This is a genomic window from Kribbella sp. NPDC003557, assembly GCF_040610805.1.
Taxonomy (GTDB): Bacteria; Actinomycetota; Actinomycetes; order Propionibacteriales; family Kribbellaceae; genus Kribbella.
The window spans coordinates 1,116,559-1,131,766 of the sequence record NZ_JBEXMY010000001.1; the positions used below are offsets into that span (position 1 = coordinate 1,116,559).

The 15,208-nt window shown below is 69.5% G+C and carries 14 protein-coding genes; 8 read left to right on the plus strand and 6 right to left on the minus strand.

Annotation, left to right across the window (positions count from 1 at the left end):
- Nucleotides 1–80: 80 nt before the first annotated feature.
- The 3 genes from ABZW60_RS05345 to ABZW60_RS05355 are packed head-to-tail and all read right to left on the minus strand — an operon-like array spanning nt 81 to nt 2,448.
- Entirely contained in the window at nt 81–533 is a 453-nt protein-coding gene (locus ABZW60_RS05345) for an NUDIX hydrolase (RefSeq protein ID WP_355474256.1), read from the minus strand.
- Entirely contained in the window at nt 533–1,300 is a 768-nt protein-coding gene (locus ABZW60_RS05350; protein WP_355474258.1) for a 3-hydroxyacyl-CoA dehydrogenase, read from the minus strand. The genes ABZW60_RS05345 and ABZW60_RS05350 overlap by 1 nt, the downstream gene beginning before the upstream one ends.
- A complete protein-coding gene (locus ABZW60_RS05355) occupies nt 1,300–2,448 on the minus strand; it encodes an acyl-CoA dehydrogenase family protein (RefSeq protein WP_355474260.1) in 1,149 nt (382 codons plus the stop codon). The genes ABZW60_RS05350 and ABZW60_RS05355 overlap by 1 nt, the downstream gene beginning before the upstream one ends.
- Nucleotides 2,449–2,533: 85 nt before the next feature.
- On the opposite strand from ABZW60_RS05355, the gene ABZW60_RS05360 reads away from it, so the two are divergent.
- The 3 genes from ABZW60_RS05360 (at nt 2,534) to ABZW60_RS05370 (ending at nt 5,089) form a co-directional block, all read left to right on the plus strand.
- Complete coding sequence (locus ABZW60_RS05360; protein WP_131460575.1) at nt 2,534–3,118, plus strand: TetR/AcrR family transcriptional regulator; 585 nt, start codon at nt 2,534–2,536, stop codon at nt 3,116–3,118.
- 83 nt (nt 3,119–3,201) lie between these two features.
- On the plus strand, nt 3,202–4,080 hold the full coding sequence (locus tag ABZW60_RS05365) for a S1 family peptidase (protein WP_355474262.1): 879 nt from the start codon (nt 3,202–3,204) through the stop codon (nt 4,078–4,080).
- Between the two features lie 124 nt (nt 4,081–4,204).
- On the plus strand, nt 4,205–5,089 hold the full coding sequence (locus tag ABZW60_RS05370) for a S1 family peptidase (RefSeq protein WP_355474264.1): 885 nt from the start codon (nt 4,205–4,207) through the stop codon (nt 5,087–5,089).
- Nucleotides 5,090–5,137: 48 nt separating this feature from the next.
- Here the strand turns inward: ABZW60_RS05370 and rlmB are convergent, their stop codons facing one another.
- Together rlmB and cysS are read right to left on the minus strand one after the other, a co-directional pair.
- Nucleotides 5,138–6,103 carry a 23S rRNA (guanosine(2251)-2'-O)-methyltransferase RlmB gene (gene rlmB, locus ABZW60_RS05375; RefSeq protein ID WP_355474266.1) on the minus strand — a complete coding sequence of 322 codons (966 nt, stop codon included), beginning with the start codon at nt 6,101–6,103 and terminating at the stop codon, nt 5,138–5,140.
- A gap of 1 nt (nt 6,104) precedes the next feature.
- Nucleotides 6,105–7,532 carry a cysteine--tRNA ligase gene (gene cysS / locus ABZW60_RS05380; RefSeq protein WP_355474268.1) on the minus strand — a complete coding sequence of 476 codons (1,428 nt, stop codon included), beginning with the start codon at nt 7,530–7,532 and terminating at the stop codon, nt 6,105–6,107.
- Between the two features lie 132 nt (nt 7,533–7,664).
- Between cysS and ABZW60_RS05385 the strand changes: the two genes are divergently transcribed.
- The 3 genes from ABZW60_RS05385 to ABZW60_RS05395 all read left to right on the plus strand — a co-directional run bounded on the left by ABZW60_RS05385 (nt 7,665) and on the right by ABZW60_RS05395 (nt 10,441).
- Complete coding sequence (locus tag ABZW60_RS05385) at nt 7,665–8,498, plus strand: lysozyme (RefSeq protein ID WP_355474270.1); 834 nt, start codon at nt 7,665–7,667, stop codon at nt 8,496–8,498.
- 31 nt (nt 8,499–8,529) lie between these two features.
- A complete protein-coding gene (locus ABZW60_RS05390; RefSeq protein WP_355474272.1) occupies nt 8,530–9,087 on the plus strand; it encodes a GNAT family N-acetyltransferase in 558 nt (185 codons plus the stop codon).
- 61 nt (nt 9,088–9,148) lie between these two features.
- Nucleotides 9,149–10,441 (plus strand): peptidase C39 family protein, encoded by a 1,293-nt coding sequence (locus ABZW60_RS05395; protein ID WP_355474274.1) that lies wholly within the window; start codon nt 9,149–9,151, stop codon nt 10,439–10,441.
- A gap of 65 nt (nt 10,442–10,506) precedes the next feature.
- Here the strand turns inward: ABZW60_RS05395 and ABZW60_RS05400 are convergent, their stop codons facing one another.
- Nucleotides 10,507–12,210: a DUF2207 domain-containing protein gene (locus ABZW60_RS05400; protein WP_355474276.1), complete on the minus strand. Its 1,704-nt coding sequence runs from the start codon at nt 12,208–12,210 to the stop codon at nt 10,507–10,509.
- Nucleotides 12,211–12,270: 60 nt separating this feature from the next.
- Between ABZW60_RS05400 and ABZW60_RS05405 the strand changes: the two genes are divergently transcribed.
- Together ABZW60_RS05405 and ABZW60_RS05410 are read left to right on the plus strand one after the other, a co-directional pair.
- Nucleotides 12,271–13,410 carry a neutral zinc metallopeptidase gene (locus tag ABZW60_RS05405; RefSeq protein ID WP_355474278.1) on the plus strand — a complete coding sequence of 380 codons (1,140 nt, stop codon included), beginning with the start codon at nt 12,271–12,273 and terminating at the stop codon, nt 13,408–13,410.
- 341 nt (nt 13,411–13,751) lie between these two features.
- Nucleotides 13,752–14,753, plus strand: a complete 1,002-nt coding sequence (locus tag ABZW60_RS05410) for a neutral zinc metallopeptidase (RefSeq protein WP_355474280.1) — start codon at nt 13,752–13,754, stop codon at nt 14,751–14,753.
- The last annotated feature ends 455 nt before the right edge of the window (nt 14,754–15,208 follow it).

Genomic DNA, 15,208 nt, shown 5'->3' on the forward strand with positions numbered 1-15,208 from the left:
GTTGGGTCTGACACTTCGAGAGTGCCGGTCGAACCACGCCGGCGCACCCCGTTTCGGGCGCTGCCGAAAGGGGCGCGCAACTACTCGACGAGTGCCCTGAGCAACCACTTCGACAGCGGCGCATCCCCCAGTTCCTGAAGGTTTTTCACCCATCGGGCCTCGGCGATCTCCGCGGACAGGTGCAGCGCGTCGTCGGAGGCGAACGCGGTGAGGATCGTGAGGGTGTCGTGTTTGCCCTGGAGTGTGGTGACGGCGGTGTCCACGAGCCTGAAGGCGGAGTCGGGCACGGTCAGCCCCAGTTCCTCGTACACCTCCCGAGCCGCTGCCTCCGCGGGGGTTTCGCGGTCGGGGTTGTAGCCGCCGCCGGGGATGGCCCAGCGGCGGGTGTCGGTGTAGGAGTGGCGGACCACGAGGAAGCGGCCGTCTTCAAGGCGCAGCAAGGCTTTGACGCCGAAGGTAGTTGGACGGCGGATCCGCCACCAGAGTTGGAGGAACGGCGAACCCGCGCGCAGCAGCGCCGCGCGGAGGCGCATCAGCGTGGGGGCATGCGGAGGGCGCCGTCGAGGCGGATTACTTCGCCGTTCAGGAGTTGGTTGTCGAGGATGTGGCGGACCAGGGCGGCGTACTCGGACGGCTTGCCGAGGCGGGACGGGTGCGGGACCTGCTGTTCGAGGACTGTGCGGGTTTCCTCGGGGAGGCCGGCGAGCATCGGGGTCTCCATGGTGCCGGGGGCGATCGTGACGACGCGGATGCCCTTGTCGGCGAGGTCGCGGGCGGCGGTCAGGGTCAGCGCGACGATGCCGCCCTTGCTCGACGCGTACGCGGCCTGGCCGACCTGACCGTCGTACGCCGCGATCGACGCCGTCATCACCACGACGCCGCGGTCGCCGTCCGCACCGGGCTCCGACGCGATCATCCGCTCGGCGGCCAGTCGGAGCACGTTGAAGGTGCCGATCAGGTTGATCTCGATCACCTGCCGGAAGGTTGCGAGCGGCAACGGACCCTTGCGGCCGACGACCCGGCCGGGGGTCGCGACACCGGCACAGTTCACGACCACCCGCAACGTGCCGAGCGCCTCGGCGGCGTCCAACGCGGCGCCGACCGCGGTCTCGTCGGTGACGTCGGTCGGCGCGAACACCACCCGGTCGCCCAGCTCGTCGGCGACCGCCTTGCCCGCGGACGACGGCAGGTCGACGATGACCACCCCGAGCCCGTCCGCCGCCAGGCGCCGGACCGTCGCCTCTCCGAGCCCGGATCCACCACCGGTGACCAGGGCGACGTCGGACGGGCTGAACTCCATCAGATGCTCCTCAACAGGTCGCGGCTGATCACCAGCCGCTGGATCTGGTTCGTACCTTCGAAGATCTGGGTCACCTTGGCCTCGCGCATGTACCGCTCGGCCGGGAACTCCCGGGTGTAACCGTACCCACCGAGCACCTGGACCGCGTCGGTGGTGACCTTCATCGCCGCGTCCGTGCAGACCAGCTTGGCGATCGCGGCCTCCCGGGTGAACGTCCGGCCCAGGTCGCGGCGCCGCGCGGCGTGCAGGTACGTCGCCCGCCCGGACTCGACCGCGGCGGCCATATCGGCGAGCAGGAACTGCACCCCCTGGAAGTCCGCGATCGACTGGCCGAACTGCTGCCGCTCCTTCGCGTACGACGTGGCGACGTCGAGCGCAGCCTGCGCCAGACCGACCGCACAGGCCGCGATGCCGAGCCGGCCGGAGTCGAGCGCAGACAACGCGATCCGCATCCCGTCACCCTCCGCGCCGATCAGGTTGCCGGCCGGGACGCGGACGTCGTCGTAGTTGACCAGCGTGGTCGTCGACCCGGTCAGGCCCATCTTCCGCTCCGGCGCCCCGAAGCTGAGGCCCTCGACGCCGGCCGGCACATGGAACGCCGAGATGCCGTGCGTCCGGTCCTCGGAGGTGCGCGCGAACGTGGTGTAGAAGTCCGCGTGCGAGCCGTGGCTGATCCACGCCTTGGTCCCGTTCAGGACGTACGAGTCCCCGTCGCGGACGGCCCGCGTCGTCATCCCGGTGATGTCGGAGCCGGCCTGCGGCTCGGACAGCGCGTACGCGCCGAGCTGCTCGCCGCCGACCATGTCCGGCAGCAGCCGGGCGCGCTGCTCGTCGGAGCCGAAGTGCGCCAGCCCGTAGCTGGTCATCGTGTGCACCGAGACGCCGACGCCGACCGACATCCAGGCGGCGGCGATCTCCTCGAGCATCTGCAGGTACACCTCGTACGGCTGCTCGGCGCCGCCGTACTGTTCCGGATAGGGCAGGCCGAGCAGACCCGCCTTCCCCAGCGTCCGGAACGCGTCCCGCGGGAAGGTCTCGCTCTCCTCGGCCTGTGCGGCGTGCGGAGCGAGCTCGTGCTCGCACAGGTCACGCACCAGGGCGAGCAGGTCAATGGATTCGTCAGTGGGCAGGAGTCGGTCGACAGCCATCAGAGCCCCCTCTCAACAACTCCTGGAATGATACTCGGAACGATACTGGAGCACATAGTTCAGTATCGTTCTATGCTGTCTCGATATGACAACAGTCGTTCCGGGGCGGCGGACCCGCCGGCAGTCCGAGCTGCTCGACCGGCTCCTGTCCCTGTTTCTCGAGCAGGGGTTCAGCCGGTTCACCCTGGACGACCTGGCCGCCGAGCTGCGCTGCAGCAAGACGACCCTCTACGCGCTCGCGCCGAGCAAGGAGCAGCTCGCCGTCGAGGTGGTCAAGCACTACTTCAAGAACGCCACCGCGCAGGTGGAGTCCGCGGTCGCGCGGCAGACCCGGCACGACCGGCGGATCGCGGCGTACCTGAACGCGGTCGCCGACGCCCTGCGACCGGCCAGCCGGACCTTCCTGGACGACGTGGCGACGTTCGCGCCGGCCCGGTCGGTGTACGAGCGGAACACCCGGATCGCCGCCGAGCGGGTCCGGCAGCTGATCGAGGACGGCATCAACCACAAGACCTTCCGGCAGGTGGACATCGCGTTCGCGGCCGAGATGATCGCGCACACCATGCAGGCGATCCAGCGCGGCGACATCGCCCGGCGGACAGGGCTGAACGACGCCGAGGCGTACCGCGAACTGGCCTCGTTCGTGCTGCACTCTCTGCGGCTCGACTGAACCACCGGTCCCATTAGGGTTGGTGCCCGTCCTCTTGCTGCCATACCGCGCATCAGAGCCGTACGCCCCGGAAGGCTGATGATATGAAAACTCTCCGACGAACAGCGGCCCTGGTGGCGGCCACCGCCCTGGCCCTGACCGCCGCCGCGCCGGCGGGGGCCAACCCGGTGAAACCGCCCCGCCTGTCCGCCAAGGCGATCACCGCGACGCTGAACGACCAGATCCACACGCCCGGTACGGCATGGATGACGCGGCCGGACGGCACCGTGCTGGTGTCCTACGACCCCACGGTCACGGGCACGAAGCTGACCAAGCTGACCGGCCTGACCAAGCAGCTCGGCGCGAACGTCAAGCTCGAGAAGCTGCCCGGCAAGCTGCAGAAGTACATCAGCGGCGGCATGGCGACGTACGGCGGTGACTACAAGTGCACCGTGGGCTTCAACGTGCAGCGGCGCGGTAAGTATTACTTCCTCACCGCCGGTCACTGCGGTGTCGACGCGGCCCGCTGGTACCAGGACCCGGCGCACAAGGTCTTCACCGGCGCGGTCCACCACGCCGCGTACCCGTACCACGACTACTCGCTGGTCGTGTACCGCACCGACATCCCGCTGAAGGTGCCGGGCGGCAGCGTGTATCTCTACAACGGGCGCTCGCAGGACATCACCCGGGCGATGAACCCTGGCCTCAACCAGCTGGTGTACCGCTCGGGCGCGACCAGCGGCCTGCACAGCGGGCGGGTGACCGGCCTGAACTCGACGGTGAACTACGGCGACGGGCGCGTGGTCGGCCTGATCCGGACCAACGTCTGCGCCGAGCCCGGCGACTCGGGCGGGCCGCTGTTCTACCGGCAGTACGCCTTCGGCCTCACCTCGGGCGGCTCCGGCGACTGCACCTCGGGTGGTGTGACGTACTTCCAGCCGGTCGTGCAGGCGCTGAACGCGTACGGGGTCTACATCTACTGAGCGCAGGTTTCCCCTACTCTCCGAGATTGTCTGAATACTCAGCGAGATAGTGGGTAGGACTCGTCACGGTTGAGTCAAGGACGCCCCGCCCCGAAGGCGTCCTCATCGTGAGGAGGCTGCAACCATGAACCTGTCCCCACTTCGCCGTACCACCGCACTCCTGGCCGCGGCCGGGCTTGCCGCCGCCGGACTTCTGGCGTCGCAGGCCTCGGCCGCACCGGTCAACCCGTCCAGCCTGTCGGCTGCCGCGATCACCTCGTCCCTGAGCGAGAACGCGACGATCCCCGGCACGGCGTGGCAGACCGACCCGGACGGCCGGATCATCGTGTCCTACGACGAGACCGTCACCGGCGCGAAGCTGTCGAAGCTGACCGGCGTGACCAAGCAGTTCGGCGACCGGATCAAGCTCGAGAAGATGTCCGGCAAGCTGACGAAGTACATCGCCGGCGGCGACGCCATCTACGGCGGGCAGTACCGCTGCTCGCTGGGCTTCAACGTGCGCAGCGGCAGCACGTACTACTTCCTGACCGCGGGTCACTGCGGCAACATCGCGTCCAGCTGGTACGCGAACTCGAGCAAGACCACCTTGCTCGGCACGGTCGCCGGTTCGAGCTTCCCCGGCAACGACTACGCGATCGTGCGGTACAGCACCTCGTACACGAACCACCCCGGAACGGTGGACCTGTACAACGGCTCGTCACAGGACATCACGTCCGCCGGCAACGCCTCGGTGGGGCAGGCGGTCAAGCGCAGTGGTAGCACCACCGGTGTGCACAGCGGCTCGGTCACCGCGACCAACGCCACGGTGAACTACGCCGAAGGCACCGTCACCGGCCTGATCCGCACCACGGTGTGCGCCGAAGGCGGCGACTCCGGCGGCGCGCTGTTCGCCGGCTCGGTTGCCCTCGGCCTCACCTCCGGCGGCTCCGGCAACTGCTCCTCCGGCGGCACCACCTACTTCCAGCCCGTCACCGAAGTACTCTCCCGCTACGGCGTGAGCGTCTACTGATCCACACAGCTGCGCCCCGGACCATCCTGGTCCGGGGCGCGGTCGTGGTCAGCTCGCGCGGCGGCGGGAGATTTCGTAGAGGGTGACGCCGGCGGCGATGCCGGCGTTGAGGGATTCGGTGGCCGACGTCATCGGGATCGAGACGATCAGGTCGCAGTTCTCGCGGACCAGGCGGGCCAGGCCCTTGCCTTCGGAGCCGATGACCAGGACGAGCGGCTCGGTGGCGGCCTCGAACGACGGGAGGTCGACGGCGCCGTTCATGTCCAGGCCGATGACCAGCAGGCCGGCTTCCTTGTAGGACTTGAGGGCCCGGTTGAGGTTGCCCGCGCGGGCGACCGGGATGCGGGCCGCGGCGCCGGCCGAGGTCTTCCAGGCCGAGGCCGACATCGACGCCGTCCGGCGTTCCGGTACGACGACGCCGTGCGCGCCGAACGCGGCCGCGGAGCGGGTGATCGCGCCGAGGTTGCGCGGGTCCGTGACGCCGTCGAGCGCGACGACCAGCGGCACCTCGCCTGCGTCGTACGCCCGGTCGAGCAGGTCGTCGGGATGCGCGTACTCGTACGGCGGGATCTGCAGCGCGACACCCTGGTGGGCGCCGCCCGCGGTGACCCGGTCGAGCTCGGAGCGCGGCACCTCGAGCACCGACACACCGGTCTCGACGGCGACCAGCAGCGCCTCGCGCAGCCGGGCGTCCCGTTCGGTGCCCTCGGCAACGTGCAGCGCCGCGGCCGGTACGCCGGCCCGGAGCGCCTCGACCACCGGGTTCCGCCCGTACACCCACTCGACCGTGGAGTCGCCGTCCTTGCGCGCCGGGCGCCGGGTGCGCTGCTCGCGCTCCTTGGCCCGCTCGGCCGCCTTCGCCCGCTTGTGGGCCGGGTGCTTGACCCGGTCCACGGCCTTCGGCGTCGGCCCCTTGCCCTCGAGTCCGCGGCGGACCCGGCCGCCGGAACCGGCCGTCGGGTTCCCGCGCGGCTTCTTCCGGATGGCGCCCTTGCGCTGGCTGCTGCCTGGCACGTCAGTTTCCTTCGTCTGTAGATGCGAGGGACCAGCGTGGTCCCTGCGGGGTGTCCTCGACGACGACGCCGAGCGCCTTCAACCGGTCGCGGACGTCGTCCGCGGCGGCGTAGTCCTTGCGGGCCCGGGCAGCCTGGCGCTGCTCGAGCAGGGCCTTCACCAGCCCGTCGACGACCTCGGTGAGCGCGTCGTTGCCGCCGGTGCGCGACACCCACGGCTCGGTCAGCGGGTCCAGGCCGAGCACACCGAGCATCCCGCGCACCGCGGCCAGCACCTCGCGCAGCGCCGCCGAGTCACCGTCGGCGACCAGCTTGTTGCCGTCCCGCACGGTGATGTGCAGGACGGCGATCGCGGCCGGCGTACCGAGGTCGTCGTCCATCGCGGCCACGAAGTCGGCGGGCAGCTCGGCCGCGGGCTCGACGCCGCCGGTCACCTCGACGGCCCGGTGCACGAAGCCCTCCAGCCGCTGGAAGCTCTTCGCCGACTCGTCGAGCGCCTCGAAGGAGAACTCGACGACCGAGCGGTAGTGCGACTGGACCAGGTAGTACCGCAGCTCGATCGGGCGGACCCGCTCGACCACGTTCCGCACGACGGCGCTGTTGCCCATCGACTTCGACATCTTCTCGCCAGCCGTGGTGACGAGCGCGTTGTGCATCCAGAACCGGGCGAACTTCTGCCCGACCGCGGTCGACTGGGCCAGCTCGTTCTCGTGGTGCGGGAACCGCAGGTCCAGCCCGCCGCCGTGGATGTCGAACTCCGCGCCGAGGTACTTACCGGCCATCGCCGAGCACTCGATGTGCCAGCCCGGGCGCCCGCGACCCCACGGCGCCGGCCAGGAGGCGGTCCGCGGCGTGGCCTCGGTCCAGCCCTTCCAGAGCGCGAAGTCGCGCGGGTCGCGCTTGCCGCGCGGGTCCGCGTCGCCGGCGGCCTCCATGTCGTCGATCCGCTGGTGCGACAGGGCGCCGTACTCCGGCCAGGAGCGGACGTCGAAGTAGACGTCCCCCGATCCGTCGGGCGCCACGTACGCGTGCCCGCCGTCGATCAGCTGCTCGATCATCTCGAGCATCTCCGGGATGTGCCCGGTGGCGCGCGGCTCGTAGGTCGGCGGGCGGCAGCCGAGCACGTCGTACGCCCAGTGCAGCTCGCGCTCGAACTCATAGGCGTGCGCCCACCACGGGATGCCGCGGTCGGCGGACTTGGCGAGGATCTTGTCCTCGATGTCGGTCACGTTCGCGATCACGGTGACCTGGTAGCCGGAGCGTTCCAGCCAGCGCCGCAGGACGTCGAAGACCACTTCCTTGTAGATGTGCCCGACATGCGGGGCACCCTGCACCGTCAGCCCACAGTGGTAGATCCCGACCTGGCCCGGGTGGACCGGTTCGAAATCTCGCACTGCTGCTGTTGCGGTGTCGTACAAGCGAAGTGTCACCGGTCAAGGGTAACGGGAGGTGACGCCGGTAAATAATCACCGAACAACCAGCCTCCAGGGTTGGTTGTTACCGAATGCGGGTAAGACCATCGCCGAGCGCTCTGTCCGCCCCTCATCGCTCTGGAGGAAACCGTGAAGTCCGCCCTTTTCACGGGAGCCGCCGCCCTCGGCCTGATCCTGGCCTCGGTCGGCTCCGCCCACGCAAGCCCCGCTCCTGAGAGCAGCACCGCGTCCCACCAGCCCACGGCGCTCGCACGTCAGCACGGCATCGACCGTGCCGGCGACGCGTACATGGGCTGGACGCAGAACACGACGACCACCGCGGCCCCGGCCGTGATGGCGCCCACCGCCTCCGTCGAAGGCATCGACGTGTCGAGTCACCAGGGGAACGTCAACTGGGCCTCGCAGTGGAGTGCCGGCAAGCGGTTCGCCTACGTGAAGGCGACCGAGGGCAACTACTACACGAACCCGTACTTCGCCCAGCAGTACAACGGGTCCTACAACGTCGGGATGATCCGCGGCGCCTACCACTTCGCCACCCCGAACGACTCCAGCGGCGCCAACCAGGCCAACTACTTCCTGGCCCACGGCGGCGGCTGGTCCCGGGACGGCAAGACGCTGCCGGGTGCGCTCGACATCGAGTACAACCCGTACGGCGCCACCTGCTACGGGCTGAGCGCGTCCGCGATGGTGAGCTGGATCCGCGACTTCGCCAGCACCTACAAGGCCAAGACCGGCCGGGACGTGCCGATCTACACGAACCTGGACTGGTGGAGCCGCTGCACCGGGAACAGCACCGCGTTCAACTCCACGAACCCGCTGTGGGTCGCGAAGTACGCCTCGTCGCCGGGGACACTGCCCGGCGGCTGGCCGTTCCACACCATCTGGCAGTACAGCTCGTCGCCGATCGACCAGGACCGCTTCAACGGCGACATGTCCCGGCTGCAGGCGCTGGCGAACGGCTAAACGGGTTGCGGCGGTCACATAGTCTCGATCGGTGAGCTACTCGCTGCCGATCGAGACCGACCGCCTGACCCTTCGACGCTACGTCGAGAACGACTACGACGACCTGCTGAAGCTGCAGTCCAACCCGGACGTCACCCGTTTTCTGCTGTACGACGTACGGACGCCGGAGCAGGTCAAGGAGGCCCTCACCGGCCGGCTGGCCGATGTCCCGATGGACACAGACGGTCAAGCGCTCACCGTCGCGGTGGTCCTGCGGGACACCGGTCAGCACCTGGGTGAGGTCACGCTGTTCATGAACAACGTCGAGCAGCGCACCGGCGAGCTCGGGTACGTGTTCCACCCGGAGTCGCACGGCCACGGGTACGCCGCGGAGGCGTCGGTGGAGCTGCTGCGACTCGGCTTCGAGGAGCTCGGGCTGCACCGGATCATCGCTCGCCTGGACTACCGCAATACGGGCTCGGTGCGGCTGCTGGAGCGGCTCGGTCTGCGACAGGAAGCACATTTCGTGCAGAACGAGTTCCTCAAGGGCGAGTGGACCGACGAACTGGTGTTCGCGATGCTGTCCAGCGAATGGGACAAGCGTTCGTAAGTTTCTGCCCGCGGCACGCCGTCTTGATGACAGCGACTGCCGACCGGTCTACCGTCGGAACATGACTTCCGCCCGTTCCGTCACCGCCCTGATGCTCGGGGTGGTCGTGCTCAGCGCCGGCGCCCTGCCGAGCGAAGCCGTGAAGGTCGCACCGGCCCGTCAGGTCGCGTACCGGACCTGGACCTCGAACGCCGACTTCCTGGCCGGCCAGCAGTTCGGCACCACGGTCGCCGACGGGGCCCTCGCGTTCGGCACGTCGACCGGCACCACGTCGTACGTCGATCCGTTCGGCGACGGCACCGCCAAGTCCTACGACCGGACCAGTTGGGTCTCGCCGCAGGTCAGTACCGGCTTCGGGCTGACCGAGCTGGTCGCGTCCTGGAACGCGACCACGCCGCCGGGGACCTGGGTCGAGGTCTCGCTGGCGGGTACGACGAACCTCGGCACGCCCACCAAGTGGTACGTGCTCGGCCGTTGGTCCGGCGGCGACGACACCGCGGCCGGCGACATCCACCGGACGTCGGTGCCGAGCCAGGGCGACGCCGACGGCTCCGTTGCCGTCGACACCTTCCAGGCCGCGACCGGCAAGTGGCTGGACCGCTGGCAGCTGAAGGTCACCCTGTACCGGCTGAGCGGTACGACGCAGTCCCCGGTGATCCGCTCGGTCGGGGCGATGGCGTCCCGGCTGCCGTCCGACAAGAAGGTTGCCGTCAGCCCCCTCGGCGGCGCGGAGGGCGTCGTCCTCGACGTACCGACGTACTCGCAGGAGACGCACATCGGCCACTACCCGCAGTGGGACGGCGGTGGCGAGGCCTGGTGCTCGGCGACCTCGACGGCGATGGTCCTCGACTACTGGGGCGCCGGTCCGACCGCGGCCGAGACGGCGTGGGTCGATCCGTCCGATCCTGATCCACAGGTGGACCACTCGGCGCGGGCCGTCTTCGACTACGCCTACGACGGAGCGGGCAACTGGCCGTTCAACACGGCGTACGCCGGCTCGCGCGGCGTGGACGCCTTCGTCACCCGGCTGCGTTCGCTGACCGAGGCGGAGCAGTTCATCAAGGCCGGGATCCCGCTGATCGCGTCGCTGTCGTTCAAGAAGGGCGACCTGCCCGGCGCGGGCTACGGGACCAACGGGCACCTGATGGTCATCGTCGGCTTCGACCAGGCCGGCAACGTGGTCGTCAACGACCCGGCGTCACACCTGATCGCCAGCAACGACCAGGTGCGGACGACGTACGACCGGGAAGCGTTCGAGAACGCCTGGGTGCCGCACTCGGGCGGGCTGGTCTACGTGCTCCACCCCGAAGGCACACCGTTGCCGGCGCCAACGGATCCGCAGCACAACTGGTAGGGACGCCCCACAGACGACAATGCCCGCCACGCCGGGGCGGCGTGGCGGGCATTGTTCTTGTGACCTCAGCGGGCGAAGAGTGCACCCGTCAGGTTCGTGGTGAGGTTGCGGAGCGAGTCCGGCAGGTAGTGCAGGTGCCAGCCGTTCGGGCCGCGGTACCAGGGGAAGCCCTCGTCGGCTTCGTCCGGCGTGGTGTCGGTCGCGACCAGGGCGTCGATCCAGCGCTCCGAGCCGCCCAGCACAACGGCGTACGGCAGGGCGCGCGAGCAGAGCTCGGCGTGCTGGTCGGTCGGCAGTTCGCTGACGTCCATCTCCAGCAGCTCGCCGCGGATCGCCGCGACCTGGCCGAGGACGCGGCCGGCCGCCGGGGCCTTGGCCGGCATGTAGCGGCCGACCACGAGCAGGCCGACACCGACCAGCGTGATGGCCAGGCCGAGCAGACCCCAGGTCGTCAGCAGCGCCAGCAGGACGGTGGCGACGACACCTACGACGGTGGTCGCGATACCGATCGTTGCCCACAGCGACCGAGTCCGGTCCGGGCGCTCGGTGAACCAGCCGCGCTTGACCACACCGTCGTACAGGGCGTCCTGGACCTGGGCGAGGTTCGCCCGGACCTGCTTGCCCAGCTCGGAGACCAGCACCGAGTCGGCGTCGCCGAAGATCGCGCGGATCAAGACGTTCTCGTAGCGCTGCAGCTCCTCCGCGGGAGCGTTCGAGACCCGGCGCAGCTCCCAGTCCGGCCGTGCGAACTCGGTGCTGTGCTCGAGCTCGGTGATCGTCAGGTGACCGCGGACGGCCAGGTCGATGATCGTCGCGGTCACGTCGACCGGGTCGATCCGCTCGTCGATCAGCGTGCCGACCTCACCGGGCCGCAGGTCCGACGGCGGCGTGAAGTCGATCCGCGCGTCGGTGCCGAGGCTGAACAGCGACGCCGGTACGACGCGGCGCGGGTCGACCTGGTCGCGGCCGCGCAGCCGGTACAGCACGAACAGCGCGATCGCGCCGAGCAGCAGCACCGCCAGCGCGGTGATCAGCTGCGCCGCGTCGGTGGAGAAGGCGCGCTTGAAGGTGTGCCGGTACTCGATGATCGAGTTGTCGGCGATCTGGCCCTTCGGGAAGCCGACGGCCATCCGGACCGTGTTGCCCGGCGGCAGCGCGGTCTGCTGGAAGGTCGGGCCGGAGGTCTCACCGATCTGCGCCAGCGAACACGGGATGTTGCTGTCGATCGGGCCGGCGAAGCAGGAGACGTGCGAGACCTCGGGGACGCTGAAGACCACGTTCGCGGTCTGGATCGGGAGGTTGATCCCGGTCAGCGGCGCGAACCGCACCTCGGTGCCGTCCAGGGTCTTCGCGACCGCGCCCTTCACGGTGTAGGTGAAGTCGAGCTGCGTCGTGCCGCTGCTGACGTCCGGGACGGCGACCGACGTGACGTCGCCCTCGGTCTTCAGCTCGGCCTTCTTGTCCTGGCCGCCGGCCTTGACCTGCAGGTCGCCGATCTCCTGGACGTGGTCGATGTCGTCGGGCAGGTGGTCCCGGGTGACGATGAACCGGGTGAAGGTCCCGTTCACGTTGCTGAGCTTCCAGGTCTCGGAGACCCGGAGCAGGCCGTCGCGTTCGACCCGGACCTGGCTGTCGTAGTTGGTCACCACCGGGTCGGCGGCGACACCGGTTGCGTCCACGGCTGAGGTGCTGCTCGCACCGGCTGGGACAGTGGACAGGCCGAGCAGGCCGAGGGCACACAGGGATAGCCCGAGGAGACGTAGACGCATCGCCCAATCACACCGTAGAAGAAGGGTCAGGTTGACACCGGGCACGATAGCGTCTGGGGAGTGTCAGGCAACCAATGGGGACCAGCACCCGGTCAATTCGGCCCGCCGCCGCAGCAGGGCTACCAGGGTGGTCCCCAGCCTCCGCAGTACTCCGTTCCGCCGCAGTACTACGCGCCTCCGCCGCCGCCCGGTCCGCAGTACGGATGGGGTCCGCTGCCGCCGCAGCCGCCACGGAAGAAGTCCGGCGGCGCTGCCCTGCTCGTTGTCGCACTGCTCGCTGTAGCTGCGGCCGGTGGGGTGTTCCTGGTCGTCAAGCTCACACAGGGCGGCGACGGACCTGCCGCGACCGCCCCCGTCGCCACGGAGTCCGCTACGCCTGAGCCGACAACAACTGCTTCCCAGACCACCGCCGTACCGTCGAAGTCCGTTGCGCCGCCGCCTCGGACGACGACGACCACGAAGGTGACTCCGCCGAGGCCGGTCCAGACCGTCAACCCGGCGACGTTCAACGCGACCCACCGGCTCTACAAGACCGGTGTGATGCGGACGGTGAACTGCAAGCAGGCGCGGACCGGGCTCGGCAACGGCTCACAGTCGCTGGCCTACTTCAAGGCGATCAAGACCTGTCTGGACCGCGCCTGGCCCAAGCAGGTCGCCGCGTCCGGCGGCCGGTACCGCTCACCGGGTCTGATCGTCTGGGGCGGTTCGGTCACCACACCGTGCGGCAGCGGCGTCGGCCGCTCGTTCTACTGCCCGACAACGCACACCATTTATATGGAGTCGCCGTCGATCGTCTCCTTCTACCAGCAGAACCCGACGTTCGGCCGGATGGTCGGCACCTTCACCATGGCGCACGAGTACGCGCACGCCGTGCAGTGGATGACCGGGCTCGGCGTGGCCTACGAGAAGCTCCGGTACGACGCCTCCGCCGCCGGAGCGTTGCAACTGAGCCGGCGGCTCGAACTGCAGGCCTCCTGTCTCGGCAACGTCTTCCTGGGCGCCAACCGCGGCAGCTACGGCATCACCGGGTACGCGTACCAGATGTGGCTGTACGACGTGAACAACAGCGGCGACCGCCCGCCGTACCCGCGGGACCACGGCAGCACGACCAACCACGGAGCCTGGAGCCGAGCGGCCTTCCAGAGCCGTAACCCGGCCGGCTGCAACACCTGGTCGGCGTCTCCTGCCCGGGTAAGTTGAGCCCTGGCTCCGGTAGCGTCCCGGGTGTGTCAGGCAACCAATGGGGACCACCGCCCGGGCAGCAGTACCCGCCGCAGCAGCCACCTCCGCCCTGGCAGCAGGGTCAGGGGTACGGCGGCACGCCGCCTCCCGGTCGACCGCCTGGTCCGCCCGGTCCTCCTGGTCCTCCTGGTCCGCCGCAGGGTCCGCCGTACCAGGGGCCTGCGTTTCCCGGGCAACCGTTCCACGGACAGTCGTTCCAGGGGCAGCCGCTCCCCGGGCCGGGCCAGCCGCAGTTCGGCTGGGGCGCTCCGCCTGGTGGACCGAAGCCGCCGAAGAAGAGCCGCGGTGGGCTGATCGCCGTGTTCGTCCTGCTCGGTGTGCTGGTGGTCGGCGTGGTCGCGCTCAAGACCGTCGCGTACGCGCTGAAGCACGACGGCGGCGACCCGACGTACGCCGAACCGACGACCACGACGTCGTACAGCCCGACCAACGAGCCGAGCGAGACGCCGTCCGCCGGGCCGACCAGCACCGCGCCGACGGTCAGGCCGACCACCACCCGGCCGACCACGCAGGCGCCGCGGCCGACCGCCTCCCGGACGACGACCGCGACCAGCAAGCCGACGACCAACCCGGGACCGACCGATAGCGACCTGGTGCTGCGGAACAGGTTGTACAAAGCCGGTGCGATGGCCTCGGTCGGCTGCAAGGAGTCCAAGGCACGGCAGAGCACAGTGGCCGGCGCACGGGCCAACTACAAAAACCTGCTGGGCTGTCTGAACAAGGCGTGGGCACCGTTGGTGACCAAGGCCGGCGGGCGGTTCCGGTCGCCGAACGTGCGGGTGTTCAGCGGCTCGGTCACGACGCCGTGCGGGACCAACAGCGACTCCGGCCCGCCGTTCTTCTGTGGCACCACCGACACCATCTACATGAACCTGACCGAGGACATCGGCAACTACAACCGCTACCCGCAGAGCTACCAGAAGGTGTGGGCGCGGATGTGGATGCTGCACCAGTTCGCCCACGAGTACGGGCACCACATCCAGAACAACATGGGGATCCTGCAGGCGTACTCGCGGATCCGGTACGAGCGGCCGACGTACGCGATGGAGCTGCAGGACAGCCGGCGGCTCGAGCTGCAGGCGTCGTGCTTCTCGGACATCTTCATCGGCGCGAACCGGCGCAGCTACCCGATCACCGGGCAGTCGCTGTTCCAGTGGCGCTGGCTGATCGGGCATGTGACCGACAACGCGAACGACCACGGCGACGCGGGCAACCACCAGTACTGGGCGACCCGCGGGTGGAACGCCCGCAACCCGAGCGTCTGCAACACCTTCGTCGCACCGGCCGCCAAGGTGCAGTGAGGGGCCGGGAGCCGTCCGGTTCGGGGCGACCGGCCGGGCTGGCTGGCCTGATGGGTCCGGATCGCGCAAAGTATGTCCGGGGGGAGGCGGCTTCGGCGCCCCACCAACGAGCTGTACGAAGCAAGGTCGTGAGGAGCATCGATGTCGGACAACAGGAACCAGCCCCCGGGGAGCGACCCGGCTGACGATCAGCCGGACCGCCCGCAGGAGCCCGTTCCCGGTCAGGACCAGGGTCGCGGGTGGTTCGGATCCCGGGACAACGAGGGTGGACCTCGTGGGGGCGTTCCCGGTGAGCAGGGCGGTGGGGAGGGCCAGCCGGCCACCTGGTGGACCGGCGACACCGAGGCCAAGCGGGAGTTCGGCAACCCGTCCCAGCCCGAACACCCCGCCAACAACTGGTTCGACGGCGGCTGGGACCCCACCCGCCGAGAACACCCCGACCAACCAGCCCCATC

Excerpts from the sequence above, each read along its gene's own strand:
- ABZW60_RS05395 (WP_355474274.1), top strand. The coding sequence starts at position 9,149 with ATGACTTCCGCCCGTTCCGTCACCGCCCTGATGCTCGGGGTGGTCGTG.
- ABZW60_RS05360 (WP_131460575.1), top strand. The coding sequence starts at position 2,534 with ATGACAACAGTCGTTCCGGGGCGGCGGACCCGCCGGCAGTCCGAGCTG.
- ABZW60_RS05365 (WP_355474262.1), top strand. The coding sequence starts at position 3,202 with ATGAAAACTCTCCGACGAACAGCGGCCCTGGTGGCGGCCACCGCCCTG.
- ABZW60_RS05345 (WP_355474256.1), bottom strand. The coding sequence starts at position 533 with ATGCGCCTCCGCGCGGCGCTGCTGCGCGCGGGTTCGCCGTTCCTCCAA.
- ABZW60_RS05355 (WP_355474260.1), bottom strand. The coding sequence starts at position 2,448 with ATGGCTGTCGACCGACTCCTGCCCACTGACGAATCCATTGACCTGCTC.
- ABZW60_RS05350 (WP_355474258.1), bottom strand. The coding sequence starts at position 1,300 with ATGGAGTTCAGCCCGTCCGACGTCGCCCTGGTCACCGGTGGTGGATCC.
- ABZW60_RS05400 (WP_355474276.1), bottom strand. The coding sequence starts at position 12,210 with ATGCGTCTACGTCTCCTCGGGCTATCCCTGTGTGCCCTCGGCCTGCTC.
- ABZW60_RS05370 (WP_355474264.1), top strand. The coding sequence starts at position 4,205 with ATGAACCTGTCCCCACTTCGCCGTACCACCGCACTCCTGGCCGCGGCC.